Origin of the sequence: Streptomyces sp. Rer75 (genome assembly GCF_013414305.1) — a bacterium.
Taxonomy (GTDB): domain Bacteria; phylum Actinomycetota; class Actinomycetes; order Streptomycetales; family Streptomycetaceae; genus Streptomyces; species Streptomyces himastatinicus.
On the sequence record NZ_CP058693.1, the window covers coordinates 608486 to 634085 of the forward strand.

Below are 25600 nucleotides of genomic sequence, written 5' to 3' on the forward strand. Positions count from 1 at the left end.
AAATCGATTCCGTAGAGTGGTAATTTGCACAGCGTGAGCACCAGCGATGTCCCGGCCGATGTCCCAGCCGATGTCCTCGGCCGGGCGATCCGGCTGCTCGTCCTGGTCGGCGAGCACCCGCACGGCATCACGCTGTCGGCACTGGCCCGCGAGAGCGGTGTCCCCGTCAGCACCTCGCACCGGCTGGTCAACTCCCTCTGCCGGGAGGGCCTGGTGGAGTTCGAGGCTGCCGGAAAGCGCTACAAGCCGGGGCTGCGGCTGTTCCAGCTCGGCCAGCAGGCGGGGCAGGCGTACGGATTCGCGGGCACCGCCCTCCCCGTGATGCAGCGCGTGACGCGGCAGACCGAGGAAGCCACCCTCATGTCCGTCCTCGACGGCACACGCCACCTGTACGTGCACTACGTGGACGGCCCCCAGCCGGTCGGCGTGCGCAGCGATCCCGGCCGCCACGGTCCGCTGCACTGCACCTCGATGGGCAAGGTCCTCATGGCCTTCGCGCCCGACGACGTACGCACCGACCTCCTGGAGCGCGTCGCCCTCACCCCGCACGGGCCGAACAGCATCACCGACCGCGACGCCCTGCGCGCGGCCGTCACCCGCGCCGCCGAGCGTGGCTACGCCACGGCCGACGAGGAACACCACCGCGGCCTGCGCGCCGTCGCCGTCCCGGTCCTGCGGCCCGACGGAAGCGTCTTCGCCGCCCTGTCCACGGCGGCGCCCGCCTTCCGCCGCAGCATGGACGATCTGATCGCCCTGGTGCCGCTGCTTCAGTCGGCGGCCTCCGAGCTGGGCGTCCGACTGCCCGCGCGCTGATTTCGGCTACACACGGTGCGCCGTCGGTAGCCCATATGCGCCCGAATTGAGCCGACATATCCGTGGATACTGGGGTCAGCTCACGCGCTCTCCGCGCACCGCGGTTACGCAGCGGTTTCCTTCGCATCAACCTCGCCCGAGGGGTTGACGCCCCCTGAGGTGATAGCGAAACTCTTCTCATCTGAGAACACGTTCTCGCTCCAGTCGGGCCGTCCAAGCACGGGCCGGGTGTCATCGGCGATCAGGTGATCGGAGAAAGACTTGGCCACTGCCACCGCCGCCCCATCCGGGGTCGAACAGACCACCGTCAGGCGCGCCACCGCCGCCGGTGCCATCGGTTCGTTCGTCGAGTGGTACGACTACGGCATCTACGGTCTCCTCGCCGGGTCCGTCTCCGTCGTGTTCTTTCCCGGGGACGCCGATTCCGCCCTGCTGCTGACCTACGCCGGATTCGCGGTCAGCTTCGCCATCCGCCCGTTCGGAGCGGCGATATGCGGCCACTTGGGCGACCGGATGGGCCGCAAGCGGCTGCTCGCCGTGCTCATTCTGCTGATCTCCGGGGCGACCGCCGCCATCGGTGTCCTGCCGACCTACGCGGCCATCGGCTGGGCGGCGCCCGTCCTGCTGATTCTTCTGCGCATGCTCCAGGGGTTCTCGGCGGGCGGAGAGGTCGCCGGGGCCATGTCCTTCGTCGCGGAACACGCCGAGGACAAGCGGCGCGGGTATACGACGAGCTGGCTTCCCGTCGGCTCCTTCGTGGCGCTGCTCGTGGGCTCGCTCATCTCCCGGCTCCTCATCGACACCGTGGGCCAGGACGCCATGAACAGCTGGGCCTGGCGGGTGCCGTTCCTGATCGCCGTTCCGCTGGGAGCCGTGGGCTTCTACATCCGCGCGAAGCTGGAGGACACCCCCAGGTTCCAGGCGATCATCGAATCGCGGAACGTGGCGCGCAACCCCCTCAAGGAGGCCCTGACCTCCCGGGAGCACCTCAAGGCCATCGGCCTCGCCATCGCGCTCCCGGCGCTCAACGGGCCGGGCTACTACATCGTCTTCGTCTACATGCCCACGTATCTGGCGCAGGAGCTGAAGTTCACCCCGTCGAACGCGCTCCTGGTCACCGCGGCGGGACTGCTCGCCATCAGCGTCACCATCCCCCTCATGGCGCGGCTGTCCGACCGGTTCGGCCGCAAGCCCCTGCTGGCGGGCTCGTCGCTGGCCATGGCGGTCCTCGGCCACCCCTGTTTCCAGCTCATCTCGCACGGCAGCGTGGCGGCGGCCACTCTGGGCGCCGCCACGCTGGCGGTGGCCTTCGCCGGGCACGCGGGCGTCATCCAGGTCGCCCTGACCGAGCTGTTCCCGACCCGGGTGCGGTACAGCGCCTACAGCATCGGCTTCAGCATCACCACGGCCATCTTCGGTGGCGCCGCTCCCCTGCTCATGACGTATCTGATCGACCGGACCGGCGACACGAGCGTGCCCAGCTACGCCGTCGTCCTCACGGCGCTCATCACCTTCGTCACCACCCTGGCGCTCAAGGAGACGTCCGGAAAGCCGCTGCGCGACAGCTGATCCCCCTCGCCCTCACAGTTTGGAATCCCGATGACGGAGAAAACCGAGGTGAGCGCCCAGTCCCGCTGGCGGGTGGGGTTCGACATCGGCGGCACCTTCACCGACCTGGTCCTCCTGGACGACGCCACCGGCGGGACGTACCGGCACAAGACCCTCACCACCCCGGCCGACCCCTCCGAGGGCGCCTACGACGGGCTGGTCAGCCTCCTCGAACTCGCCGGTCTCCGGGCCGAGGACGTCACCTCGCTGATCCACGGCACCACCCTCGCCATCAATTCCCTCCTGGAGCGCAAGGGCGCCAGGACCGCGTTCGTCGCCACCAAGGGGTTCCGTGACGTCCTGGTCCTCGGCCGCGAGTACCGCTACGACATCTACGACCTGGACGGCTCCCCCGCCCCGCCGCTCCTCCCCCGGTCCCAGGCGTTCGAACTGGACGAGCGGGTCACCGCGGCCGGGGAGGTCGTCCGCCCGCTGCGCGAGGAGGAACTCGTCCAACTGGCCCACCGGCTGCGCGAGGAGGAGTACGAGGCGGTCGCCGTGCTGTTCCTGCACAGCTACGCCTGGCCCGAGCACGAGCGGGAGGCCGCCCGCATCCTCACCCGCGAACTGCCCGGCGTCAGCGTCTCCGTCTCGCACCATGTCTCCCGGGAGATCCGCGAGTACGACCGGGGCGTCCTGACCGCGATGAACGCGTTCATCCAGCCCAAGGCCAAGCGGTACATGGCCCGGCTCGACACGAAGCTGCGGGGCGGCGGATTCAACGGGGACTGGCTGGTGATGGGGTCGCACGGCGGCCTCATCGCGCCGTCGGTGGCGGGCGAGTTCCCGACCCGCATCATCGAGTCGGGGCCCGCGGCCGGTGTCGTCGCCACCGCCGACTTCGCCAAGAAGGGCGGACACCAGGAGGTTCTCGCCTTCGACATGGGCGGCACCACCGCCAAGGCGTGTCTGGTGCGCGGCGGTGAGCCCTCCATCACCACCGACTACGAGGTGGGCCGCGCCGACCGGCTGCTCAAGGGCAGCGGGCTGCCGGTGAAGCTGCCCGTCGTCGACATGATCGAGATCGGGGCGGGCGGCGGCAGCATCGCACGGGTCGACGCACTCGGGCTGCTGGAGATCGGCCCCGAGAGCGCGAGCGCCGACCCGGGTCCCGCCTGCTACGCCAAGGGCGGCACCGAGCCGACCGTCACCGACGCCAACGTCGTCCTCGGGCTGCTCGACCCCGGCTCCTTCCTGGGCGGCCGGATGACCCTGGACGTCGAGGCGGCGCGGACCGCGCTCGCAAGGGTCGCCGAACCGCTGGGTCTGAGCATCGAGGAGGCCGCCTGGGGCATCCACGAGGTCGCCAACAACAAGATGGCCGAGGCGCTGCGCACCCACGCGGTCGAGAAGGGCGTCAATCCGGCGAACCTCACGATGCTGGCGTTCGGCGGAGCGGGTCCCAGCCACGCGTACTCGCTCGGCAAGCTGCTCGGTGTGCGGGAGGTGTACTTCCCGGCCGGGGCCGGTGTCTACTCGGCGTTCGGGTTGTTGACCGCGCCGCCGACCTCGGACTTCGTCCGCGCCGACCGCCGCCGGCTGGACGAGGACATCGACCTGGCCACGGTCCGGGCGGTGTTCGAGGACGGGTTCGCCGAGGCGCTCACCGTCCTCGACGCCACCGGTGTCGACCGGGGCGCCGTGCGGCGCGAGCACCTGGCCGATGTGCGCTACGTCGGCCAGGGCTCCGAACTCACCGTCCGCGTGCCGGACTCGTTCCTCTCCGGCGGCGACACCGCCGCGCTCGTGGGCGAGTTCGAGGAGGCGCACCGGCGCCGGTTCGGGCGCATCCTGCCCGGGGTGCCCGCCGAGGTCGTGAACTGGCGCGGCCGCGCCCGTACCGAGGCACCGGCGGTGGCCTCGCCGGACCGGGCCGCGGACGCGGACACCGCCGTCGGCCACCGCACCATCCCGGTCTATCTGGGACGGGAGCCGGGCCGCCGCGACGCGCCGGTCGTGCACCGCGCCGGCCTTCCCGTCGGCCGGAAGATCGACGGTCCCGCGCTCATCCAGGAGGACGAGTGCGCCATCTACGTCGGTCCCGACGCGACCGCGGTCCTCGACGAACACGGCAACATCCTGATGGAGGTCGACTGATGGCTGCCCGGGTCAACCTGGACGATCCGATCACCCTGCGCATCACCTGGGACCGTCTCGTCTCCCTCTCCGAGGAGGCGGCGACCACGCTGGTGAACATGGCGTTCTCCAGCATCGTGCGCGAAGTCGGCGACTACTCGTGTCTGCTCATGGATTCCGAGGGGAATTCCCTCGCCCAGCCCAGGACCAGCATTCCCGTCTTCATCGGCACCCTGCCCGCGACCGTCCGCCACTTCCTGGAGAAGTTCCCGGCCGAGACGCTGCGCCCCGGTGACAGCCTCATCACCAACGATCCGTGGCTCGGCACCGGGCAGCTCAACGACGTCACGATCGCGACCCCGGTCTTCATCGACGGTGAACTCGTCGCGTTCTCCGGCTCGGTCGCCCACATGTCCGACATCGGCGGCACCCTCAACATGGGCTCGGCGCGCGAGGTCTACGAGGAGGGCTTCGGCATCCCGCCGAGCAAGCTGATCGACGGCGGGCGGCCCAACGAGCAGCTGCTGGAACTCTTCCTCTCCAACGTCCGCGCTCCCGACCAGGTGCAGGGCGACCTCCAGGCCATGCTCGCCGCCAACCACGTGGGCGCGGAAGGCCTGCTGGCGCTGATGGGCGACCTCGGCCTGGACCGGGTCGACGAGCTGGCCGCCACCATCCATCAGCTCACCGAGAACGCGATGCGCCGGGCCATCGCCGGCGTACCGGACGGGCGTTACGAGGCGTCCGTCGACATCGGCGACTTCGAGGGCGACATCCACTTGCAGGTGGCCATCGAGGTGTCCGGCTCCGACATCACCGTGGACTTCGCGGGCTCCTCCCCCGAGTCGGCGTACGGCACCAACTGCCCGATGTGCTACACGTACGCGTACACCGTCTATCCGCTCAAGTGTCTGCTGGAGCCCAGCCTTCCCAACAACGAGGGCTGCCTCAAGCCGATCACCGTCACCGCGCCCGAGGGCTCCATCGCCAACGCCCAGCGCCCCCGCGCGTGCGAGATGCGCAACCGGATCGGCCATATGGTGCACGCCGCGATCTTCACCGCGCTGGCGGACGTCCTGCCCGACCGGGTCATGGGCCACTCCGGCAGCGCTCCGGTCACCGTGGACGTGCTGTCGGGCACGCGCGCCGACGGCAGCCGGTTCGTGGAGAACCTCTGTGTCAACGGCGGCACCGGCGCCCGTCCGCACGGGGACGGGGTGATCGCCGCCTTCCCGGGCAACATGTCCGCGACGCCGATCGAACTCCTGGAATCGTCCGCGCCCGTGCTGTTCGAGGCGAAGGAGATCATCCCGGACTCGGCCGGTGCCGGACGGTACCGGGGCGGGCCCGGTCAGCGCATGGTCATCCGCAACATCGGCGACCGGCCCGTCACCCACTCCATGTTCTACTCGCGCATGCACCATGTGGCCGACGGTGTCCTCGGTGGCGAGCCCGGCACGCCGAACCGTGTGCTGGTCAACGGCGAGCCGCATCCGCAGCCGGTGGGGCGGCACGACCTCGCCCCGGGTGATGTGGTGGACATCGAACTGCCCAGTGGCGGCGGCAAGTTCCCGGCCGCCGAGCGTGACCGGGAGGCCATCCTCGCCGACCTCGCCGAGGGCATCCTGACCCCCGAGGGCGCCCGGCGCGCCTACGGCTGGGAGGGCTGATGGGGCTCCTCGACGGCAAGACCGCGCTGGTCACCGGGGCGGGCACCGGCATTCGGGCCGCGCTCGCCGCAGTGCGGCCGGGCAGCGAGTTCGGCGCCCGGGGCGAGGGGCACCTGCGGTTGTCGTACGCTGCCAGCCCGGAATCCATCACCGAGGGGGTCCGCCGACTGGCTCGCGGCCTCTCGGCCCTCCGCTGAACGGTGGTTCATATGCAACAGGAGCGTCGGCCGATGCGCAGTGACACGGAGCGCAACCGCAGGCAGCTCATCAAGGCCGCCGCGCGGCTGTTCGAGAGCTCGCCGACCCAGGTCAGCCTGGCCGACATCGCCAAGCACGCCGAGGTGTCCACCGCGACGGCGTACCGGCACTTCTCCTCCATCCAGGAGATCCTGCACGCCTTCCGGTCACAGGTGGGTTCCGAACTGTGCGAGTTCAGCGCGCGGCAGACCACCACTGGCATGGTCAAGCTGGAGGCGGTGTCCCGCTACTGGGTCTCGCTCGTCCTGGAGCACGGCGGGGCGATGGCGCAGATGCGCTCCCACCGCGGCTACCTCGAACGGCTGCGCGAGGGCACCGGCTATCTCGCCCCCCAGGCCGAAGCCCTCGCCGAGCCACTGCGGCAGACCACCGAGGAACTCGGGCTGGGCGACCTGGGTGACGAGGCCCTGTACCTGTGGAACACCCTGTTCGACCCCCGCGACATCCTCGACCTCATCAAGAGCGGACGAACGGAGGACGAGGCCGCCACCCGCCTGGTGGCGGCACTCCGCGGCGCCCTCATCGGCTGGTCCACGGCGACGGACCAGGAGGGCGAGCGCCCTGACTGAACGGCCGGTCGACCGCTGACGGCGCTCAGCACTCGATGACGTTGACCGCGAGGCCGCCGCGCGCCGTCTCCTTGTACTTGACCTTCATGTCGGCGCCGGTGTCCTTCATGGTCTTGATGACCTTGTCGAGGGAGACATGGTGGCGGCCGTCGCCGCGCAGCGCCATCCGTGCGGCGGTGACGGCCTTGACCGCCGCCATGCCGTTGCGCTCGATGCAGGGGATCTGCACCAGGCCGCCGACGGGGTCACACGTCAGACCGAGGTTGTGTTCCATGCCGATCTCGGCGGCGTTCTCGACCTGTTCCGGGCTGCCGCCGAGCACCTCGGCGAGGCCGCCGGCGGCCATGGAGCAGGCGGAGCCGACCTCGCCCTGGCAGCCGACCTCGGCGCCGGAGATGGAGGCGTTCTCCTTGAAGAGCATGCCGATGGCACCGGCCGCGAGGAGGAAGCGGATGATGCCTTCCTCGTCGGCGCCGGGGACGAAGCGGGTGTAGTAGTGCAGGACGGCCGGGATGATCCCGGCGGCGCCGTTCGTCGGGGCGGTGACGACACGGCCACCGGCCGCGTTCTCCTCGTTGACCGCCATCGCGTACAGGGTCACCCACTCCATCGCGCGGGCCGCCGCGTCACCCTCGGAGCGCAGCGCCCGGGCGGCGTTGGCGGCGCGGCGACGGACCTTCAGGCCGCCGGGCAAGATGCCCTCCTGGGAGAGACCGCGGGAGACACAGGCCTCCATCACCTGCCAGATCTCCAGCAGACCCGCCCGGATCTCCTCCTCGCTGCGCCACGCCTTCTCGTTCTCCAGCATCAGGGCGGTGATCGACAGGCCGGTCTCGCGCGTCAGGCGCAGCAGTTCGTCGCCGGTGCGGAACGGGTGGGCCAGTTGGGTGTCTTCCGGTTTGATGCGGTCTTCGCCGACGGCGTCCTCGTCGACCACGAAGCCGCCGCCGACCGAGTAGTAGGTCTTCTCCAGCAGCGGATGCCCGGACTCGTCGTACGCGAAGAGCGTCATGCCGTTGGCGTGGTACGGCAGGGAGCGACGGCGGTGCAGGACCAGCTGGGACGCGGCGTCGAAGTCGATCTCGTGGGCCGGGCCGATGTCGGCGCCGAGGAGACGGAGGCGCCCGGTGGCGCGGATCCGTTCGACGTCCGGCTCGGCCCGGGCGACGTCGACCGTGTGCGGTTCGTTGCCCTCCAGGCCGAGCAGCACGGCCTTGGGGGTGCCGTGGCCGTGGCCGGTGGCGCCGAGGGAGCCGAACAGCTCCGCCCGCACCGCGGCGGTCTGGGCGAGCAGGCCGTCCTGCTTCAGCCGGGTGGCGAACATGCGGGAGGCCCGCATCGGGCCGACGGTGTGCGAGCTGGACGGGCCGATGCCGATCGAGAACAGGTCGAAGACGCTGATTGCCACGCCATACTCCGTGGGGCGGGATCACGGGCGCGTTCCCGCGGGGTTGTCGGTTTCGGGTCCGGGAGAGGGGATGTCTTCTCCGTCAGGGCAGTGACGCGGGGACCGCCGAGGGAGCGGTGAGGGTGCGGCGGAGCCGGTTGAACAGCTTCGGCTGGTTCATGGAGAGCACGGCGACGGCGGCGCCCTCGTGGCGGTAGACGGCCGCGAAGGAGCGGCTGTCGACGTCGCCCTCGACCACCTCGGGCTCGGCGCCGGGGACGACGTGCCCGGCGAGCTGGATGCGCACCCGGTACTGGTCGGACCAGAAGTGCGGTGCGGTGAGCGGAGGTTGGGCCGAGGCGCCGGAGAGCAGTGTGCGGGCGGCGGTCTTCGCCTGCTCGGTGGCGTTGCTCCAGTGCTCGATGCGGGCGTGCCGTCCGGTGAAGGGGTGGGGGCAGCGGGCGACGTCACCGACCGCGACCACGCCCGGGACGCTGGTTGCGCAACCGGCGTCGCACACCACGCCGTCGTCCACGGTGACACCGGAACCGGCGAGCCAGCCGGTGGCGGGCCGCACCCCCACCCCGACCACGACGATGTCGGCGGGCAGCAGGCGCCCGTCCTCCAGCTGCACGCCGGTGACCCGGCCTTGGCCGGCGAATCCCGCCACGCCGGTGCCGCACAGCAGGCGCACCCCGTGATCGGTGTGGAGCGAGGAGCACACCAGCCCCATTTCGCGCCCCAGTTGGCGTTCCAGCGGTACGTCGAGCGCCTCGACCACGGTGACGTCGAGGCCGAGCCGGTGGGCGGTGGACGCCACCTCGGCACCGATGAACCCGGCGCCGATGACGACGACCCGGGGCAGGCCGTCCAGCAGCTCGGCGCGCAGGGCCTGGGCGTCGTCCAGGGTGCGCAGGGTGTGGACACCGGCCATCCCGTCCGTGCCGGGGAGCGTCCGGGGGGTGGCGCCGGTCGCGACGACGATCCCGTCGGTGCGTACCTCGCGCCCTCCGGCGAGGGTGACGGTCCGGGCCGCGGTGTCGAGCCGCACGGCGCGCTCGCCGAGCAACCACTGCGCCTGGAGCTCCTCATACTCCTCCGTGTCGCTGAGCATGAGCGCGTCGGCGCCGACGTCGCCCCTGAGGAATTCCTTGGACAGCGGCGGGCGGTCGTACGGGACGTGGCGCTCCTCGCCGACGACGACGATGTCGCCGTCGAAGCCTTCCGTGCGCAGCGCGCGGACCGTGCTCAGGCCCGCCAGCGATGCTCCGACGACGGTGATGCTCCTCATGTGGGCTCCCCGACGGAGACGTGGCGCGGGACGATCATGGGGTACCTCCGGGTTGCGAGCTGTCTCGCATGCGCGGCTAGATTTCGGGGCGCACGCGGCGGGGGTCGAACAGCGCGATGGGGTGTTCGGTGGTGCCCTCGGTGGCGAGGTCGGCGAGGATCTCGCCGACGACGGGTACGAACTTGAATCCGTGGCCGGAGAATCCGTAGGCCACCGTCACCCTCGGGTGCTCGGGGTGCTGGGCGAGGACGAAGTGTTCGTCCGGGGTGTTGGCGTACATGCAGGCCGTGGCCTTGAGGAAGCGAGTTGGCAGGGTGGGGATGCGCAGGCGCAGATATTCGGCCATGGCCCCGATCTCCTCGGAGCGGACCCGGCGGTCGACGGTCTCGGGGTTGCTGGGGAGGCCCTTGCGGAAGAAGGCGACCTTGGCGCCGCCGTCGGGACCGTCGAGGGCGGGGAAGCCGCAGATCTGCGTGCCGTCCGCGTCCTCCCAGATGTACACGGGGTGCCGGTCGGCGGTGAACGGGCCGGTTCCGCCTTCGGGCTGGAACCAGTACATGACCTGCCGCTCGACCGTCACGGTCACACCGAGGTCGGAGAGGAGGTTCGACGCCCAGGCGCCGGGGGCGATGACCAGCCGGTCGGCGGTGTAGATGCCACGGTCGGTGACCACCCACGCCTTGCCGCCCGGCCCGTCGGCCTGCCATCCGAAGACGGTTTCCACGAAGTGCAGGTCGGCGCCGTGGATGCGGGCCAGATCCAAGTGGGCGGTGACGGTGGCCTCCGGCCGCGCCACACCGGCCTTGCGCTCGTAGAAGGCGACGTCCTCGGCGCCCGGTTTGAACGTGGGGAAGCGGCTCCGGATGTCGGCGGTGGTGAGGACCTCGTGGTCCAGGCCCCACTGCTGGGCGCTGCGCAGCGTACCGGCGAACGCCTGGCTGTCCTCGCGCCCGATCACGAGGCCGCCGGTCCGGGTGAACACCTCGTGGCCGGAGTCGGCGGCCAGCTTCTCCCACAGTTCGTGGGCGCGGAGCAGCAGGGGCACATAGGCCGGGTCCTCGAAGTAGGCCTGCCGGTAGATGCGGGATCCGCCGTGGCTGGAGCCGAGGTTGTGGGCCGGGCCGAAGCGCTCCAGTCCGAGCACTCGCTGCCCGCGGGCGGCGAGGTGGTAGGCGGCTGCGCTTCCCATCCCGCCCAGACCGACGACGATCACGTCGTACGAAGGGGCCATCCGTCCATCTCTCCTGGCTCGCCTGGAAATTCTGCCGATAACGCGTTGGTTCTGCGGTTGCCCATGGCTCTCCTTTCAGATTCGGGTTCTCTGACGGCGCGTCAATGCCCCCGGGTCACCCATGCGTCGAGATGCGGTGCCTCGGCCCCGATCGAGGTGGTGCCGCCGTGGCCGGTGTGTACGGCGGTGGAGGCGGGGAGAGCAAAGAGCCGGTCGCGGATCGAGGCGATGATGGTGTCGAAATCGGAGTAGGAGCGGCCGGTGGCTCCGGGACCGCCCTGGAAGAGGGTGTCGCCGGAGAACAGGGCTCCCAGCTCGGGCGCGTACAGGCAGACCGCACCGGGCGAGTGCCCGGGAGTGTGCAGTACGTACAGCCCGGTACCGGCCACGCTCAGCAGTTCGCCGTCGACCAGCTCCCGGTCCGGTTTCCGCTGGGGGTGTACGGACTTCCACAGCACCGTGTCCGCCGGGTGGAGCAGGATGGGCGCGCCGGTGCGGGTGGCGAGGGCGGGGGCGGCGTTGATGTGGTCGTTGTGGGCGTGGGTGCACACGATGCCGACCAGGTGCCGGTCGCCGATGGCGTCCGCGATGGCCGCTTCGTCGTGTGCGGCGTCGATGACCATGACCTCGCGTTCGTCACCGATCAGCCAGACGTTGTTGTCCACCTCCCAGCTGCCCCCGTCCAGCTCGAAGGTTCCGGAGGTGACCAGGTGCTCGATGCGCGCCGTCACAGAATCACCACCGAGCGCAGGACCTCGCCGCGGTGCATCTTGGCGAACGCGGCCTCGACGTCGTCCAGGGTGATTTCCTCGGTGACGAAGCGGCCGAGGTCGAATCGGCCCTGCTGGTAGAGGTCGACCAGGGCGGGGAAGTCCCGGGAGGGCAGGCAGTCGCCGTACCAGGAGGACTTCAGGGCTCCGCCACGGCCGAAGACGTCCAGCAGGGGCAGGTCGACGGTCATCTCCGGGGTGGGGACGCCGACCAGGACCGCGGTCCCGGCCAAGTCGCGGGCGTAGAAGGCCTGTCGGTAGGTTTCGGGACGGCCCACCGCGTCCACGACGACATCGGCGCCGAAGCCGCCGGTAATGGCGCGGATGGCCTCGACGGCGTCGGTCTGGGAGGAGTCGACGGTGTCGGTGGCGCCGAACTCCTCGGCCCACTTCAGCTTCCGCTGGTCGACGTCGACGGCGATGATACGGCCGGCGCCGGCCAGCTTGGCGCCCGCGATGGCGGCCATGCCCACGCCGCCGCAGCCGATCACCGCGATCGAGTCCCCGCGGCCGACGCCGCCCGTGTTGACCGCGGCGCCGAACCCGGCCATCACGCCGCAGCCGAGCAGTCCCGCCGCGGCGGCCGAGGCGGTGGGATCCACCTTGGTGCACTGCCCGGCGGCGACCAGGGTCTTCTCGGCGAAGGCGCCGATGCCCAGGGCCGGGGACAGCGGGGTGCCGTCGGCCAGCGTCATCGACTGGGTGGCGTTGTGGGTGTCGAAGCAGTACCACGGTTTGCCCTTGCGGCAGGCCCGGCACTGGCCGCAGACCGCACGCCAGTTGAGCACCACGAAATCGCCGGGCGCCACGGCGGTGACGCCTGCGCCGACTGCCTCGACCACGCCCGCGGCCTCATGGCCGAGCAGGAAGGGGAACTCGTCGTTGATCCCGCCCTGCTGGTAGTGCAGGTCGGTGTGGCAGACACCGCACGCCTGCACCTGCACCAGCGCCTCACCCGGGCCGGGGTCCGGCACCAGGACGGTCTCCACCGAGACCGGAGCGCCCTTCTGCCGGGCGACGACGGCGCGTACCTCGTGTGTCACTGTCGCTCTCCTCGTTGCGGGGCGGCCGAATGCGCGGTTTCGGCCGGTGGTTTCGTGTGGCGGGGACGCCGCGTCGCTCCGCCGGAGCGATCGGCGAGGGAGGGGAATGAACTCCGCTGTCCGCGGGGAGCACGAACGGCGGACGGTGCACTGAACGGCTTGCCGACCGGCCCCGGACCGATGTGCCGGGAGCGTGGGAAGGCCGAGACCGAGCCGTCGCGATTTGTTGCGCATGGCGCGTGCCGCTTCATTATGAGCAACAATCTGTCTTCCGGGTGACCGCTGTCAAGGAGTTGGCCGGGCGAACTTTCCCTCCGGCGCGCCGGCCGCCGCATCCTGCCGGGAGCGGCCGGGGAGTGCGCTGGTCTCCGCCAGGGTGCGGCCCTTCGTCTCCTCGGCCCACGCCACGGACACCAGCCAGCCCACCAGGGTGATTCCGGCGCCGATCAGCATGGTCGTGCCGATGCCCAGCCTGCTGAGGGAGATCGGCAGCAGATAGGTGCCCGCGGCGGCGCCGATACGGCTGATGGAGGTGGCCACGCCACCCGCGGTGGCCCGGATGTTGGTGGGGAACAGCTCATTGGGATAGGTCCACTCCAGCACCGTGGGGCCGCCCGAGAGGAGGGCATAGGTACAGAAGCACACGATGACCACCCCGATGGGAAGCGACGAGCCGCCCCCGAGCACCACGAGCGGGACCACCATCAGGGCGAACGACCAGGTGATGACGGGGCGTCGCCCCACCCGGTCCACCAGGCGCAGCGCGGGGAGGCAGCCCAGTACGAACACGATGCTGATCAGCGCCGAGCCCAGGTTGCTGGTGTGGCCCTCGCCGAGGCCGAAGGAATCCAGGATGGCGGGGCCGAAGGTGTACAGGGCGAACATCGGCGTGATCTGGCACATGTAGAACAGCCCGCAGAACAACGTCCGCCGCAGATAGACGCCTTCGACCAGGTCACGGATCTGCTTCTTCTCCACGGACTGCTCGGCGGCCGAGGCCACGAGCAGCTCGTCGATGGGAATGGTGCGCCCGAGGGCCCGTTGGATCGACTTCTGGGCGTCGGCGGTGCGGCCCTTGTTCACCAGCCACAGCGGGGACTCGGGGGTGCCGACGCGCAGCAGCAGGATCAAGGCGCTCAGTACGGCGCCGGAGGCGAGCATCCACCGCCAGGTACCGTCGCCGCCGATCTCGGCCATGACGTAGCCGACCACGTAGGCGGCCGCCGCACCGACGTACCAGGCGAGGGTGAGGATGCCGAGCAGCCGGCCACGGTGCCGGTTCGGCACCCATTAGGCCAGCAGGGACGTCGCGATCGGGTAGTCGGCTCCGATGGCCATGCCGAGCACGAAGCGCAGCACGACGAACTGCCAGGTTTCGGTGGCGAACACCGACAGCAGCGATCCGCCCACCAGGACCGCCAGGTCGATGGTGTACATCGCCTCGCGGCCGAGCTTGTCGGTGACGGCCCCGAAGAACAGGCCCCCGACGAAGATGCCGACCAGTGCGGCGGCGCCGATGAGGCTCTCGTCCCCCGTGGTCAGCTGGAGCTCGTTGCTCATGCCGACCAGCGCGACGCCGATGATGCTGAGCAGGTAGCCGTCCAGGAAGGGGCCACCGGCGCAGGCCCAGGTGAGTTTTCGGTGGAATCCGCTCAGTGGCGCCTCGTCGATGGCGGGGATGGACATCTGACCTCCCGGGATGGGGGACGGAGGGTTGCGTGGCCGCGGGGCGCTCGGGCAGGTCGGGGCCCGGAGGGCGGGGTGTTCATCGCGCGTCTGACAGCTGCGGCTGGAGAGGGTCCCGCGCGGGCGCGGCGGCGGCGGTGCGTTCGGCGGTCTCGACGACGTTGGCGAGCAGCATGGCCCGGGTCATGGGACCGACGCCGCCCGGCATGGGGGCGACCCATCCGGCGACCGTGGCGACGTCCGGGTGGACGTCGCCGAGCAGGCCGTCTTCGGTGCGGGTGATGCCGACGTCGAGGACGGCGGCGCCGGGCCGGACCATGTCCGCGGTGACGATTCCGGGGGAACCGGCGGCCGCGACGACGATGTCCGCGTCGCGCACGTGCCAGGCCATGCCCGTGGTTCCGGTGTGGCACAGCGTCACGGTCGCGTTCTCGGACCTGCGGGTGAGCAGCAGTCCGAGGGGGCGGCCGACGGTGACGCCGCGGCCGATGACGCAGACCCGGGCCCCGGCGAGGGGCACGTCGTGGCGGCGCAGCAGTTCGACGACGCCGCGCGGGGTGCAGGGCAGGGGGCCGTCGACGCCGAGCACGAGCCGGCCGAGGTTGGCCGGGTGCAGGCCGTCGGCATCCTTGGCGGGGTCCATGCGGGCGAGGACGGCGCCGGTGTCGAGGCCGCGGGGCAGCGGGAGCTGCACGATGTAGCCGGTGCAGGCGGGGTCGGCGTTGAGTTCGTCGACGACGGCCTCGACCTGCGCTTGCGTGGCGTCGGCGGGGAGTTCGCGGCGGATCGAGGCGATGCCGACCTGGGCGCAGTCGCGGTGTTTTCCGGCGACGTAGGCGTGGCTGCCGGGGTCGTCGCCGACGAGCAGTGTGCCGAGGCCGGGCGCCGCGCCCCGGGCCGTGAGGGCGGCGACGCGGGCGGTGAGTTCGGTGCGGATCTCCGCGGCGGTGCGGCGTCCGTCGAGGATGTGTGCGCTCATGTTTGTGGTTCCTCTTCCTCAGCCGCGCAGGCGCTGCATGGACGGGTCGAACAGGGGCTCCTGGGCGACGGCCGCGGGGATCCGCCGGCCGAAGTAGCCGATGTGCAGGGTCCGGCCGGGGGTGGCGAGTTCGGCGGGGAGCCAGGCGTAGGCGATGCCCTTGCCGATGGTGTAGCCGAAGGCGGCGCTGGTGACGTAGCCGACCGGGCGGTCGCCGTCGTACACGGGCTCCTTGCCCATGACGACGGAGCCCGGGTCGTCGATGGTCAGGCAGGTGAGCCGCCGGGTCACGGATTCCGCGCGCCGCTCCAGCGCGGCCTTTCCGATGAAGTCGGCCTTGTCGCGCTTCACGGCGAAGCCGACCCCGGCCTCGTACGGGTCGTGCTCGTAGGTCATGTCGGTGCCGAAGGAGCGGTAGCCCTTCTCCAGGCGGAGGCTGTTGAACGCGCCACGCCCGGCGGCGATGATCCCGTGTTCGCGGCCCGCCTCCCAGAGGGTGTCCCAGAGCTTGGTGCCCATGTCGGCGGTGGTGTACAGCTCCCAGCCCAGTTCGCCGACGTAGCTCAGCCGCATGGCGGTGACGGGGACGGCGCCGATGTGGGCGCGCCGGGCCCGGAAGAACTTCAGGCCCTGATGGGAGAAGTCCTGGTCGGCCAGGGGTTGCAGGACCTCGCGCGCCGTGGGGCCCCACAGGCCGATGCAGCAGGTGCCGGCGGTGATGTCGCGCACCTGCACCGACCCGTCCTCGGGCAGGTGGCGGGTGAACCAGTCGAGGTCGAGGTTGCCGTTGGCGCCGACCTGGAAGTGGTCGCGGCCCAGGCGGGCGACGGTCACGTCGCTGCGGATGCCGCCGTCGTGGTCGAGCGTGAGTGTGTAGGTGACGGAGCCGACGGACTTGTCGACGTTGCCCGTGGTGAGGTGCTGGAGGAAGGCGGCGGCCCCGCGGCCGGTGACCTCCAGGCGTTTGAGGGCCGTCATGTCGTACATCGCGACGCTCGTACGCGTGGCCTGGGCCTCGGCGCCGACGATCGGCGACCAGTGGCGGGCCGCCCAGTCGCCCGGTACGGGGATGTTCCGCCCCGCCACCAGGGCGTCGTTGGCCTCGTACCACTGGGGCCGTTCCCAGCCGCTCGCCTCCAGGAAGACGGCGCCCAGGTCCCGCTGGCGGGGGTGGAAGGGGCTGGTGCGCAGGGGCCTGGGCGCGCCGGGCGGCTGGAGGGGGTGGAGGATGTCGTACACCTCGGTGAAGTTCTGGCAGTCGCGGGCCAGTACGTACTCCGGGGCGAGCTGGTGGGGCTCGAAGCGGTTGACGTCGCACTCGTGCAGGTCGAACGACGAGCAGTGGCCGTCGACGAGCCATTCGGCCATGGCGCGGCCGACGCCCGCGGAGTGGGTGACCCAGACGGCCTCGGCGACCCAGAAGCCCTTCACGTCCGGGGACTGGCCGAGCAGGGGCAGTCCGTCGGTGGTGAAGGAGAACAGGCCGTTGATGCCCTCCTCGACGTCGGCCTCCTTCGTCGCGGGCAGCAGGGCCTGGGTCTCGGTCCACGCCTCGGCGAAGTCGTCCTCGGTGAAGCGCAGGACGGAGGGCATTTCTTCGGCGGCGTCCACGGAGAGGATGTCGTCCGCGTCGATGGGCATGGGCCGGTGTCCGTAGGAGCCGATGCCGAGCCGGTCGAAGCGGTCGCGGTAGTACAGGTCCGCGTCCTGGTGGCGCAGGATCGGGCGGATGGCTTCCCGGTCCTGCCCGGCGAGGGCGGGCACCGGGCCGGTCCAGGCGAGTTGGTGGGCCAACGGGGTCAGCGGGAGGTTCATGCCGACCATGCGGGCCACCTTGGGGCCCCAGATCCCGGCGCAGCACACGACGATGTCGGCGGGGATCTCGCCGTGGTCGGTGACGACGGCCGTCACCCGGTCGTCGTCATCGGTGTGGATGTCGAGGACCTCGTGGCGGCCGAGGGTGCGTACGCCGCGGGCGCGGGCGGCGCGGAGCTGCGCCTCGACCGCGAGGACGGCCTTGGCCAGGCCGTCGGTGGGGATGTGGAGTCCGCCGAGCACGCGCTCGCGCGCCACCAGCGGGTGCAGCTCGACGCATTCCTCGGGGCCGATCACCCGGGCCTCGATGCCCCACGAGGCGAGCCAGCCCTGCCGTCGGTGGAGTTCGTCCAGGCGCTCGGGCGTGGTGGCGACCTCCAGGCCGCCGACCTCCAGGAAGCAGGGCTGTCCGTCGAGGTCGAGGGAGCGGAACTTCTCGACCGTGTAGCGGGCCAGCTCGGTCATGGCCTTCGAAGAGTTGGTCTGGAACACCAGGCCGGGTGCGTGGGACGTCGACCCGCCGGTGGCGGGCAGCGGGCCCTGGTCCACGACCGTCACGTCGGTCCAGCCCCGGGAGGACAGTTCGTCCGCCAGCGCCGCCCCCACGACGCCCGCGCCGATGATGACCACTCGCGGTCCCGCCATCACAAAACCTCCAGTTGCGTTCAGCGCAACATGCCTCGCATTGCGCAACTCACAGTGCAGGGGGCCCAGGGGGCTGTCAAGGGTTGGACCAGGGAGACGACCGGCCCGCAAAAGCCCCCTTGACCGCCCGGCCACCGCACTGGACCATGTTGCGCATCACTCACAACGTTGCGCCATACGCACCACGATGGAGGATGCCATGTCTCCTCGACCGCAGCCCGGCCGCGAGTTCGTCCTCACCCTTTCGTGCCCGGACCGGGCCGGCCTCGTCCACGCCGTGGCCACCTATCTCGTCGGCCACTCCGGCAACATCCTGGAGAGTCAGCAGTTCGACGACCGGCGGCAGGACCGCTTCTTCATGCGGGTGCACTTCGACGTCCTGGACCCGGACGTCTCCCTGGCGGATCTGCGGACCGGTTTCGGGCCGGTGGCCGAGGCTCACCGGATCACCTGGCAGCTGCACGACGCGTCGACCCCGACCCGCACGCTGATCATGGTGTCGAAGTTCGGCCACTGCCTGAACGACCTGCTCTTCCGCAAGTCCACGGGCGCCCTCAAGGTCGACATCCCGGCGATCGTCTCCAACCACCGCACCTTCGAGCCGCTGGCCCGGAACTACGGCATCCCCTTCCACCACATACCGGTGACCCCGGAGACGAAGCACGAGGCGGAGGCGCGGCTGCTGCACCTCGTGGACGAGCTGGACGTCGACCTCGTGGTCCTCGCCCGTTACATGCAGATCCTCTCCGACGACCTGTGCAAGCAGCTCGACGGCCGGGCGATCAACATCCACCACTCGTTCCTGCCGAGCTTCAAGGGCGCGCGGCCGTACGTGCAGGCCCATGAGCGCGGTGTGAAGCTCGTGGGGGCCACGGCCCACTACGTCACGTCCGACCTCGACGAAGGCCCGATCATCGAGCAGGACGTCGTCCGCGTGGACCACTCGCGCGCCCCGGACGAGCTGGTCACCATGGGCCGCGACGTCGAGGCCCAAGTGCTCGCCCGCGCCGTGGAGTGGCACAGCGAGAGCCGGGTACTGGTCAACGGCAACCGTACGGTCGTCTTCCGCTGACGGCCGCCCTCCGGCGGGTCCTGACCGGCGGGACCCGCGCTCACCTGCACGTATAGTTGCGTTATGAGCAACTACACGGCAGATGGTGGAACAACAGGTCCCCCTGGGACCGGGGTGCAGTCCGTCGACCGTGCCGTCAGCGTCATGGAGATCCTCGCCCAGCGCGGCGAGGCGGGCGTGAGCGAGGTCGCCGCCGAGATCGAGGTGCACAAGTCGACCGCGTTCCGCCTGCTCGGGGCGCTGGAGGCCCGCGGTCTGGTCGAGCAGGCGGCCGAGCGGGGCAAGTACCGGCTCGGCTTCGGGATCGTGCGCCTGGCTGGCTCGGTCATGGGCCGCCTCGACATCACCCAGCAGGGCCGGCCGGTGTGCGAGCGGCTGGCCGAGGAGATCGGCGAGACCGTCAACATCGCCGTCCTGCGCGAGCACTACGCGGTCAACCTCTACCAGGTACGCGGCCCGGGCGCCGTCGGCACGCACCGCTGGGTCGGACAGCTCACCCCGCTGCACGCCACGTCCAGCGGCAAGATCCTGCTGGCCCACCTGTCCTCGAAGGAGCGCGCCGCGGCGCTCAAGGCGTCCGGGATGGAGAAGCTGACGCCGCGCACCCTGACCGCCAAGACCAAGCTGGAGAAGAACCTCACCGAGACGCGGAAGCGCGGGTACGCGGTGACGCTGGAGGAACTCGAGATCGGACTGCACGCCATGGCGGCCCCGATCCGGTCCGGCGACGGCGAGGTCATCGCCGCCCTCAGCGCCTCCGGCCCCGCCTACCGGTTCACCGAGGAGCGCATCCCCGAACTCGCTCCGGTACTGGTCAAGGGTGCCGAGGAGATCAGTCACCGGATGGGCTACGCGGGCTGAGCCCCGTCCGGCCCGGGTGCGCGGGCCGGTGGCGCCTGAACGTCGGGGGCCGGTCGGCCGCGATCCGCTACGCGCCGAGGCGGGCCTGGAGCCAGGCGTGGAAGGCGCCGATGTGGTGCTCGCTGGGCACCAGGACACCGCCCTTGGCGTACGCCCGGGACTCCATCCCCGGCTGCGTACGCTCACACGCGTCGAAGTCCTGCTGATTCACCCGGTGGAACAGCTCCACCGAACGCTCCACATCCGCACCGCTGTCGACCACACGCGGAAGGTAGAGCCAGTCGCACTCCACGACCGTGCGGTCGGCCGCCATCGGATACATCCGGTGGAAGATGACGTGGTCCGGTACGAGGTTGATGAACACCTGCGGCCTGACCGTCATCGCGTAATAGCGACGGTCCTGCCCCTCGGCCACCGTCGGAATCCGGTCCAGCCCCTCCGAGCCGTCGACCGTGAATCCCTGGGCCTCTTCCCCGAACTCCGCGCCGTGGCCCACGTAGTACTGCGCAGCGAAACCATCCGCGAACTCCGGCAGCACCTCCGTCAGCTCCGGATGGATCGTCGCGCAGTGGTAGCACTCCATGAAGTTCTCGATGATCAGCTTCCAGTTGGCCCGTACGTCGTAGGTGATCCGCCGCCCCGGCCGCAGCCCCTCGATCCCGTAATTCCCGATCGCCTCGGCATCTCCCAGCCGCTCGGCCACCACGCCGATCACGTCCTCCTCGAACGAGGGAGGATCGTCGGCCAGGCACACCCACACATACCCCAGCCACTCCCGGACGTGGACCGTGACCAGCCCGAATTCGACCCGGTCGACATCCGGCATCGACGTCAGGTTCGGCGCCGCCACCAGCTTCCCGTCCAGACCGTAGGTCCAGGCGTGATACGGACACTGAAACGCCCGCTTCACCTCACCCGACTCCTGCGTGCACAACCTCGCGCCACGGTGCCGGCAGATGTTCAAGAACGCCTTCACCGAACCGTCCCGGGCGCGGGAGACCAGCACACTCTCCCGCCCCACCTGGCAGGTACGGAAGCTCCCCGGCTTGTCCAGGTCCGCGGCACGGGCCACGCAGAACCACATGGCCTCGAAGATCCGTTCCTGCTCCGCCGCGAAGATCTCAGGATCGGTGTAGAACTCCCCCGACAGCGTGGAGATCAGGCTCGGGGACACACTGGTGGTGGTCATCGATGTCACCTCAGGAGATGTCAGGCGCACACGCGACGGGCGCCGGGCCGTCGTCGGGCATCGTGCGTCGGGGCGCCATCGACGGCTCGCGATGACGCGTTCCTTATTGTGCAACATGGAGCGCATCACGCAACAGAGCCTGATGCCGCGGACCTGGCCGCCGTGGCCATCAGTGGCCTTCGACGATGGGGGTCAGGCCGTCGAGGAGGGCCGAGAGGCCGGAGGCGAAGAGCTCGTCGAGGCGCAGGTCATAGCCACCGGTGCCAGCGGTGCCAGCGGTGCCAGCGGTGCCAGCGGTGCCAGCGGTAAAGGATCCGACCACCTTGGCGAAGGTCGGGAAGCGGCCGGATTCCACCAGCTCCCGGAGTGCGGGTGCCCGGCTGTCCATCCACTGGTCTTCCGATTGCCCCGTGGAGGCTTCGGCGTGCGCCTCCCACTCCAGGTGCACCGCCATGCCCTGGACGTGGCTGTAGATCAGTATGTGGATGTCGAACAGCGTGGTCGGATCGAGGCCGTGGCCGTCGAGGGCACTGAGCATCCATTCGCCGTGGGCGATCAGATTGGGCACGATCAACGGGCGGGTGAGGGAGCCGAGTTGGGCCAGCCACGGGTGCCTGCGGTACAGGGTCCAGAGGGTACGAGCACCCAGCTCGATGCGTGGCCGCCACCCTTCGGGCGCATCGGCGGGGTAGGTCTCCTCGCCGAATGCGGCATCGGCCATGAGCAGGACGAGGTCGTCCTTGCTGGGGACGTATCGGTAGGGCGACATGGCGGCGACGCCGAGCCGGGCCGCGACACCGCGCATGGAGAGAGCCGGGAGTCCTTCGGCATCGGCGATGGCGATGGCGGTACGGACGATCCCGTCGAGGGTCAGCTCCTGCTCCGGGGCCGGGACCGGGGCGGACGACGCGGGCTTGCGGGGCGGCGTGACGGGAGCGGTTCCGGCGACGACGGTGCCGGTCCGGGGACGGGTCTCGACAAGTCCCTCGAGGCGCAGGGTGGTCAGGGCCTTGGTGGCGGTGGCGAGCGCGACACCGCGCTCCCTGGCGATCTGGCGGGTCGAGGGGACCCGGTCCCCTGGGGCGAGTTCGCCGTCGATGATGCGTTGGCGGATCTCGGTGACGATGCGCAGGTAGGGCGGCTGGTCGGATGCGTCCGTGGGCTTCGTCACGTCCTGCCGCCTTTCGGTTCTGTTCTAGTGCAGAGGCTATCAGCGAGGACGCCGAGGAAGGGGTAACTGCCCTAGTACAGGCTCTGTGTTTGACCTGTTGAAGCGTCTGCGCGTACGGCGTACGTTCACTGCGCGTACAGCGTATTGGAGGCTTCCCATGAAGACCGTTCTCATCTCCGGCGGCGGCATCGCCGGGCCCGTACTCGCCCACTGGCTTCATCGCCACGGCTTCGAGACCACCATCGTCGAACGCGCCCCTGGCCCCCGCCCCGGCGGCCAGGCGGTGGACATCCGGGGCGTCGGGCTCGACGTCATCGAGCGGATGGGCCTCCTGGAACAGGCGCAACGCGTACGCACCCGGATGCGCGGCATGTCGATCCTCGATCCCGACGGCCACGAAGTCGATCGCTCCACCGAGGCGACCTTCAGCAGCGGCCGCCTCGACAGCGATGACATCGAGCTGCTGCGCGACGACCTCGTACGGATGGTGCACGAGCGCACGCGCGCGGACACCGAGTACCTCTTCGGCGACAGCATCACCGCGCTCGATCAGGACACGACCGGCGTGCGCGTCGACTTCGCCCACGGGGCGTCCCGCACGTTCGGCCTCGTGATCGGGGCCGACGGACTGCACTCGACCGTTCGGCGCCTGGCCTTCGGCCCCGAGGACCGCTTCGCCCATCACCTGGGCAGCTATCTGTCCGTGTTCGGTGCGGACAACTTCCTCGCCCTGGACCACTGGCAGATATGGCTTCGGGACGGCGACGTGGGCTTCGGCATCATGCCCGTCCGCGACAACACCGAACTCAGGATCGCCTTCGGCTTCCAGTCACCCCCTCTCCCCCACGACCGCCGCGACAACGGCACCCTTCGCCGACTCATCGTCGACAAGCTCGCATCACTGAGATGGGAAGGATCCCGCCTGGCCGCGGCGGCAGAGGAAGCGCCCGACTTCTACTGCGACGCCATGGCCCAGATCCGGATGGATCACTGGTCGCGGGGCAGGGTGGCCCTCCTCGGCGACGCCGGTTACTGCCCTTCCCCGCTCTCGGGGCAGGGCACCAGCCTCGCCCTCGCGGGCGCCTACGTGCTGGCCGACTGCCTCGCCCGGGCGGGGGGCGATCATCACGTGGCGTACTCCCGCTACGAGCAGCGGATGCGCACCTTCGTCAACGTCAACCAGGCCCTGGCCACGGAGAATCCCGGCGGGCCCGCCTCCGAGGACTCCCTCACGCACGCCAAGAACGCGCTCTCGCTGGACGGCTGATCGCCACGGTGTCTCGTTGCGAGCGGTGGCCGGGCTTCAGCCGTCCCTTGCCTGCGGCGCGGTGAACGTCTTCGGGTGGCGCGTGGGGATGGGATTGGGGATCTCGCACCCGAGGCCCACGCCCCGGGTCGGCCCCGTAGACTTGCCGCGTGGCATTCATGAGCATCCCGCACTACTGCTTCCTGTGATCGGAAGTTCTTGAGGGCGACGCCGGACGGCATCGCCCTCCTCGGTGTGCCTGCTGCGTGAACCATGTTCCCCGTGCTGCCCGTAAAGGGCGGCCGGACGTGGGGTGTTCCGCTCCTTCATGGCGGCGCCCTTCCGCGCGCGTGCGGGCACGGTCCCTTCCCTTCACCGTGTGCCAGGAGTGCCTCATGCCCGCGTTGCTTCGCCCTGCCCTCGAACCGTTCCTCGACCTGTTGCGCTGCCCGGCCTGCCATGCCCGCCTCCACCCCGCCCGCGGCGCACTGCGCTGCCCGGTGGGTCACACCTACGACATCGCCCGCCACGGTTACGTCAGCCTGCTGACGGGCAACCGCGCCACCAGCGGTGACGACGCGCCCATGGCCCGGGCCCGGGCCCGGTTCCTGGCCACCGGCGGCTATGCGCCCATCCGCCGGGCCGTGGCCCGTCTGGCGTCCGCCAGCATGCCTGAGGAGGGCACGATCGTGGACGTGGGATGCGGCACGGGCTACTACCTGGCGGGCGCACTCGACCAGTGGCCGGGCGCCCGTGGTCTGGGGCTGGACACCTCGGTGCGCGCACTGCGCTCGGCAGCCCGAGCCCACGAACGAGCGGCGGCAGCGACCTGGGACGCCTTCCGTCCCTTCCCGCTGGCCGACGGGGTGGCGGACGTCGTGCTGGACGTGTTCGCCCCGCGCAACCCGTCCGAGTTCCACCGGGTGCTGCGCCCGGCCGGCCGGTTGGTCGTGGTACGTCCCACCGGCCGCCACCTGGCCGAGCTGCGCGGGTTGCCCGCGATGGTCTCGATCGACCCGGCCAAGGAACAGCGCCTGCACCAAGCGCTGAATCCCTGCTTCAAGGCCACCGTCACGGAACGCGTCGAGTACGCCCTGCCCCTGACCGAGCAGGAGGCCCTCGACCTGGTGGGGATGACGCCGAGCGCACGCCACGGGGCCCCTGCGGATCTGGCCGACAGCGGTTCCCTGCCCGGCCAGGTCACCGTCTCCGTGCTGGCCACCGCCTTCAGGGCCCGGTGACCGCGGGCGAACGGGGGCCTGCTCGGTAGCCTGTTCGGATGGACTGGGAGGAACGGGCGGTCGGCGCGGTCGTGGGCTCGGCGGTGGGTGATGCGCTGGGAGGCCCGTTCGAGTTCGGTCCCGAGGGGGCGTTCTCCGCCCGGTTCCCGGTGCCGGGGATCGGCGGCGAGATGTGCGGAGGAGGCGGCTGGGATCCGGGTGAGGCGACGGACGACACGCAGATGGCGGTCCTCGTCGCGGAGTCGTTGATCGAGCGGGGTGGGCTGGATCTGCCGGACGTCTTCGCCCGCTTTCAGCGGTGGGCCGCGTCCGAGCCGAAAGACATCGGTTTGCAGACCGAAGACGTGCTCACCAACGGCATGCCCTGGGACCTGGCCGCCGCCATCCACTTTCAGGTCAACCTGCGGGCGGCGGGCAACGGATCGCTCATGCGGGCATCCACGTCAGCGGTCCACTTCGCCCGCCACGGACGGCTGGCCACCATGGATGCGGCACGGCGCATCGCCGCCCTCACCCACGGCGACCGCGCCGCCTGGGAAGGCACCGCCGTCTTCCACGAACTCGTACGCCTCGCGCTCCACGGCGCCGATCCTCTCGCCGCGCTGCCGGAGATCCTGGACCTGGTGCACCCCGGGCACCGGGACCGGTACGCGGCCGTCCTCGCCCCCGGCTGGCACCCCGACCAGGCCACCGAGGTCAACGGCGCCGTCTGGCCCTGTCTGGGCTCCGCCGTATGGGCGCTTCGCACCACCGGCACGTTCGAAGAGGCGGTACGGGCGGCGATCGACCTCGGCGGCGACACCGACACCGTCGCCGCGGTCACCGGTGGCCTCGCCGGTGCCTGCTACGGACACGACGCCATCCCGCCCCGCTGGACCGGGTCACTCCACGTTCCGCTGCCGGGCTTCGGCCGGGTGCTGCGGCTCCCGGATCTGCTCGATCTCGTGCATCGTCTCGTGAGGTGACCCGCGGCCCCTGA

At 70.6% G+C, this 25600-nt stretch carries 20 protein-coding genes and 1 pseudogene; 11 read left to right on the forward strand and 10 right to left on the reverse strand.

Features of this window, described 5'->3' with window-relative positions:
* Positions 1-33 precede the first annotated feature (33 nt).
* The 6 genes from HYQ63_RS01945 (at position 34) to HYQ63_RS01970 (ending at position 6994) form a co-directional block, all read left to right on the forward strand.
* A complete protein-coding gene (locus tag HYQ63_RS01945; RefSeq protein ID WP_257231537.1) occupies positions 34-813 on the forward strand; it encodes an IclR family transcriptional regulator in 780 nt (259 codons plus the stop codon).
* Positions 814-1074: 261 nt separating this feature from the next.
* Positions 1075-2382, forward strand: coding sequence for an MFS transporter (locus HYQ63_RS01950; RefSeq protein WP_179932197.1), 1308 nt, complete (start codon positions 1075-1077; stop codon positions 2380-2382).
* Between the two features lie 30 nt (positions 2383-2412).
* The gene (locus HYQ63_RS01955; protein WP_179932198.1) at positions 2413-4518 is read left to right on the forward strand and encodes a hydantoinase/oxoprolinase family protein; all 2106 of its coding nucleotides are present in this window, start codon (positions 2413-2415) and stop codon (positions 4516-4518) included.
* Entirely contained in the window at positions 4518-6167 is a 1650-nt protein-coding gene (locus HYQ63_RS01960; protein WP_179932199.1) for a hydantoinase B/oxoprolinase family protein, read from the forward strand. Before HYQ63_RS01955 ends, HYQ63_RS01960 begins: the two co-directional genes overlap by 1 nt.
* Positions 6167-6364 (forward strand): hypothetical protein, encoded by a 198-nt coding sequence (locus HYQ63_RS01965; RefSeq protein ID WP_257231538.1) that lies wholly within the window; start codon positions 6167-6169, stop codon positions 6362-6364. Before HYQ63_RS01960 ends, HYQ63_RS01965 begins: the two co-directional genes overlap by 1 nt.
* Before the next feature lie 33 nt (positions 6365-6397).
* Positions 6398-6994 (forward strand): TetR/AcrR family transcriptional regulator, encoded by a 597-nt coding sequence (locus HYQ63_RS01970; protein WP_179932200.1) that lies wholly within the window; start codon positions 6398-6400, stop codon positions 6992-6994.
* A gap of 25 nt (positions 6995-7019) precedes the next feature.
* Here HYQ63_RS01970 and HYQ63_RS01975 read toward each other — a convergent pair whose 3' ends face one another.
* The 8 genes and pseudogenes from HYQ63_RS01975 to HYQ63_RS02010 all read right to left on the reverse strand — a co-directional run bounded on the left by HYQ63_RS01975 (position 7020) and on the right by HYQ63_RS02010 (position 17841).
* Positions 7020-8402 (reverse strand): L-serine ammonia-lyase, encoded by a 1383-nt coding sequence (locus HYQ63_RS01975; RefSeq protein WP_179932201.1) that lies wholly within the window; start codon positions 8400-8402, stop codon positions 7020-7022.
* An 82-nt stretch (positions 8403-8484) separates the two neighbouring features.
* A complete protein-coding gene (locus HYQ63_RS01980; protein WP_179932202.1) occupies positions 8485-9672 on the reverse strand; it encodes an NAD(P)/FAD-dependent oxidoreductase in 1188 nt (395 codons plus the stop codon).
* Positions 9673-9748: 76 nt separating this feature from the next.
* Positions 9749-10903: an N-methyl-L-tryptophan oxidase gene (gene solA / locus HYQ63_RS01985; protein WP_179932203.1), complete on the reverse strand. Its 1155-nt coding sequence runs from the start codon at positions 10901-10903 to the stop codon at positions 9749-9751.
* 101 nt (positions 10904-11004) lie between these two features.
* Positions 11005-11634 (reverse strand): MBL fold metallo-hydrolase, encoded by a 630-nt coding sequence (locus tag HYQ63_RS01990; protein ID WP_179932204.1) that lies wholly within the window; start codon positions 11632-11634, stop codon positions 11005-11007.
* Entirely contained in the window at positions 11631-12716 is a 1086-nt protein-coding gene (locus HYQ63_RS01995; protein ID WP_179932205.1) for an S-(hydroxymethyl)mycothiol dehydrogenase, read from the reverse strand. Before HYQ63_RS01995 ends, HYQ63_RS01990 begins: the two co-directional genes overlap by 4 nt.
* A 285-nt stretch (positions 12717-13001) precedes the next feature.
* Positions 13002-14402: pseudogene (locus HYQ63_RS02000) on the reverse strand (MFS transporter).
* Positions 14403-14481: 79 nt separating this feature from the next.
* The gene (locus tag HYQ63_RS02005) at positions 14482-15381 is read right to left on the reverse strand and encodes a bifunctional methylenetetrahydrofolate dehydrogenase/methenyltetrahydrofolate cyclohydrolase (protein ID WP_179932206.1); all 900 of its coding nucleotides are present in this window, start codon (positions 15379-15381) and stop codon (positions 14482-14484) included.
* An 18-nt stretch (positions 15382-15399) separates the two neighbouring features.
* The gene (locus HYQ63_RS02010) at positions 15400-17841 is read right to left on the reverse strand and encodes an FAD-dependent oxidoreductase (protein ID WP_179932207.1); all 2442 of its coding nucleotides are present in this window, start codon (positions 17839-17841) and stop codon (positions 15400-15402) included.
* Positions 17842-18040: 199 nt separating this feature from the next.
* On the opposite strand from HYQ63_RS02010, the gene purU reads away from it, so the two are divergent.
* Together purU and HYQ63_RS02020 are read left to right on the forward strand one after the other, a co-directional pair.
* Positions 18041-18913: a formyltetrahydrofolate deformylase gene (purU, locus tag HYQ63_RS02015; RefSeq protein WP_179932208.1), complete on the forward strand. Its 873-nt coding sequence runs from the start codon at positions 18041-18043 to the stop codon at positions 18911-18913.
* 63 nt (positions 18914-18976) lie between these two features.
* Positions 18977-19774: an IclR family transcriptional regulator gene (locus HYQ63_RS02020; protein ID WP_179932209.1), complete on the forward strand. Its 798-nt coding sequence runs from the start codon at positions 18977-18979 to the stop codon at positions 19772-19774.
* A gap of 67 nt (positions 19775-19841) precedes the next feature.
* Here HYQ63_RS02020 and HYQ63_RS02025 read toward each other — a convergent pair whose 3' ends face one another.
* Both HYQ63_RS02025 and HYQ63_RS02030 read right to left on the reverse strand, forming a co-directional pair.
* The gene (locus tag HYQ63_RS02025; RefSeq protein ID WP_179932210.1) at positions 19842-20963 is read right to left on the reverse strand and encodes an aromatic ring-hydroxylating dioxygenase subunit alpha; all 1122 of its coding nucleotides are present in this window, start codon (positions 20961-20963) and stop codon (positions 19842-19844) included.
* 169 nt (positions 20964-21132) lie between these two features.
* Positions 21133-22134 carry a GntR family transcriptional regulator gene (locus HYQ63_RS02030; RefSeq protein WP_179932211.1) on the reverse strand — a complete coding sequence of 334 codons (1002 nt, stop codon included), beginning with the start codon at positions 22132-22134 and terminating at the stop codon, positions 21133-21135.
* A gap of 157 nt (positions 22135-22291) precedes the next feature.
* Between HYQ63_RS02030 and HYQ63_RS02035 the strand changes: the two genes are divergently transcribed.
* The 3 genes from HYQ63_RS02035 (at position 22292) to HYQ63_RS02045 (ending at position 25586) form a co-directional block, all read left to right on the forward strand.
* The gene (locus tag HYQ63_RS02035) at positions 22292-23401 is read left to right on the forward strand and encodes an FAD-dependent monooxygenase (protein WP_179932212.1); all 1110 of its coding nucleotides are present in this window, start codon (positions 22292-22294) and stop codon (positions 23399-23401) included.
* A 374-nt stretch (positions 23402-23775) separates the two neighbouring features.
* The gene (locus tag HYQ63_RS02040; RefSeq protein ID WP_179932213.1) at positions 23776-24621 is read left to right on the forward strand and encodes a putative RNA methyltransferase; all 846 of its coding nucleotides are present in this window, start codon (positions 23776-23778) and stop codon (positions 24619-24621) included.
* Between the two features lie 38 nt (positions 24622-24659).
* Positions 24660-25586, forward strand: coding sequence for an ADP-ribosylglycohydrolase family protein (locus tag HYQ63_RS02045; RefSeq protein ID WP_179932214.1), 927 nt, complete (start codon positions 24660-24662; stop codon positions 25584-25586).
* The last annotated feature ends 14 nt before the right edge of the window (positions 25587-25600 follow it).

Bases quoted from the DNA above. Each gene is read 5' to 3' on its own strand.
- HYQ63_RS01955 (WP_179932198.1), top strand. From the start codon at position 2,413: ATGACGGAGAAAACCGAGGTGAGCGCCCAGTCCCGCTGGCGGGTGGGG.
- HYQ63_RS01960 (WP_179932199.1), top strand. From the start codon at position 4,518: ATGGCTGCCCGGGTCAACCTGGACGATCCGATCACCCTGCGCATCACC.
- HYQ63_RS01965 (WP_257231538.1), top strand. From the start codon at position 6,167: ATGGGGCTCCTCGACGGCAAGACCGCGCTGGTCACCGGGGCGGGCACC.
- HYQ63_RS01970 (WP_179932200.1), top strand. From the start codon at position 6,398: ATGCGCAGTGACACGGAGCGCAACCGCAGGCAGCTCATCAAGGCCGCC.
- HYQ63_RS01980 (WP_179932202.1), bottom strand. From the start codon at position 9,672: ATGAGGAGCATCACCGTCGTCGGAGCATCGCTGGCGGGCCTGAGCACG.
- solA (WP_179932203.1), bottom strand. From the start codon at position 10,903: ATGGCCCCTTCGTACGACGTGATCGTCGTCGGTCTGGGCGGGATGGGA.
- HYQ63_RS02005 (WP_179932206.1), bottom strand. From the start codon at position 15,381: ATGAGCGCACACATCCTCGACGGACGCCGCACCGCCGCGGAGATCCGC.
- HYQ63_RS02010 (WP_179932207.1), bottom strand. From the start codon at position 17,841: ATGGCGGGACCGCGAGTGGTCATCATCGGCGCGGGCGTCGTGGGGGCG.
- purU (WP_179932208.1), top strand. From the start codon at position 18,041: ATGTCTCCTCGACCGCAGCCCGGCCGCGAGTTCGTCCTCACCCTTTCG.
- HYQ63_RS02020 (WP_179932209.1), top strand. From the start codon at position 18,977: ATGAGCAACTACACGGCAGATGGTGGAACAACAGGTCCCCCTGGGACC.
- HYQ63_RS02025 (WP_179932210.1), bottom strand. From the start codon at position 20,963: ATGACCACCACCAGTGTGTCCCCGAGCCTGATCTCCACGCTGTCGGGG.
- HYQ63_RS02035 (WP_179932212.1), top strand. From the start codon at position 22,292: ATGAAGACCGTTCTCATCTCCGGCGGCGGCATCGCCGGGCCCGTACTC.
- HYQ63_RS02040 (WP_179932213.1), top strand. From the start codon at position 23,776: ATGCCCGCGTTGCTTCGCCCTGCCCTCGAACCGTTCCTCGACCTGTTG.
- HYQ63_RS02045 (WP_179932214.1), top strand. From the start codon at position 24,660: ATGGACTGGGAGGAACGGGCGGTCGGCGCGGTCGTGGGCTCGGCGGTG.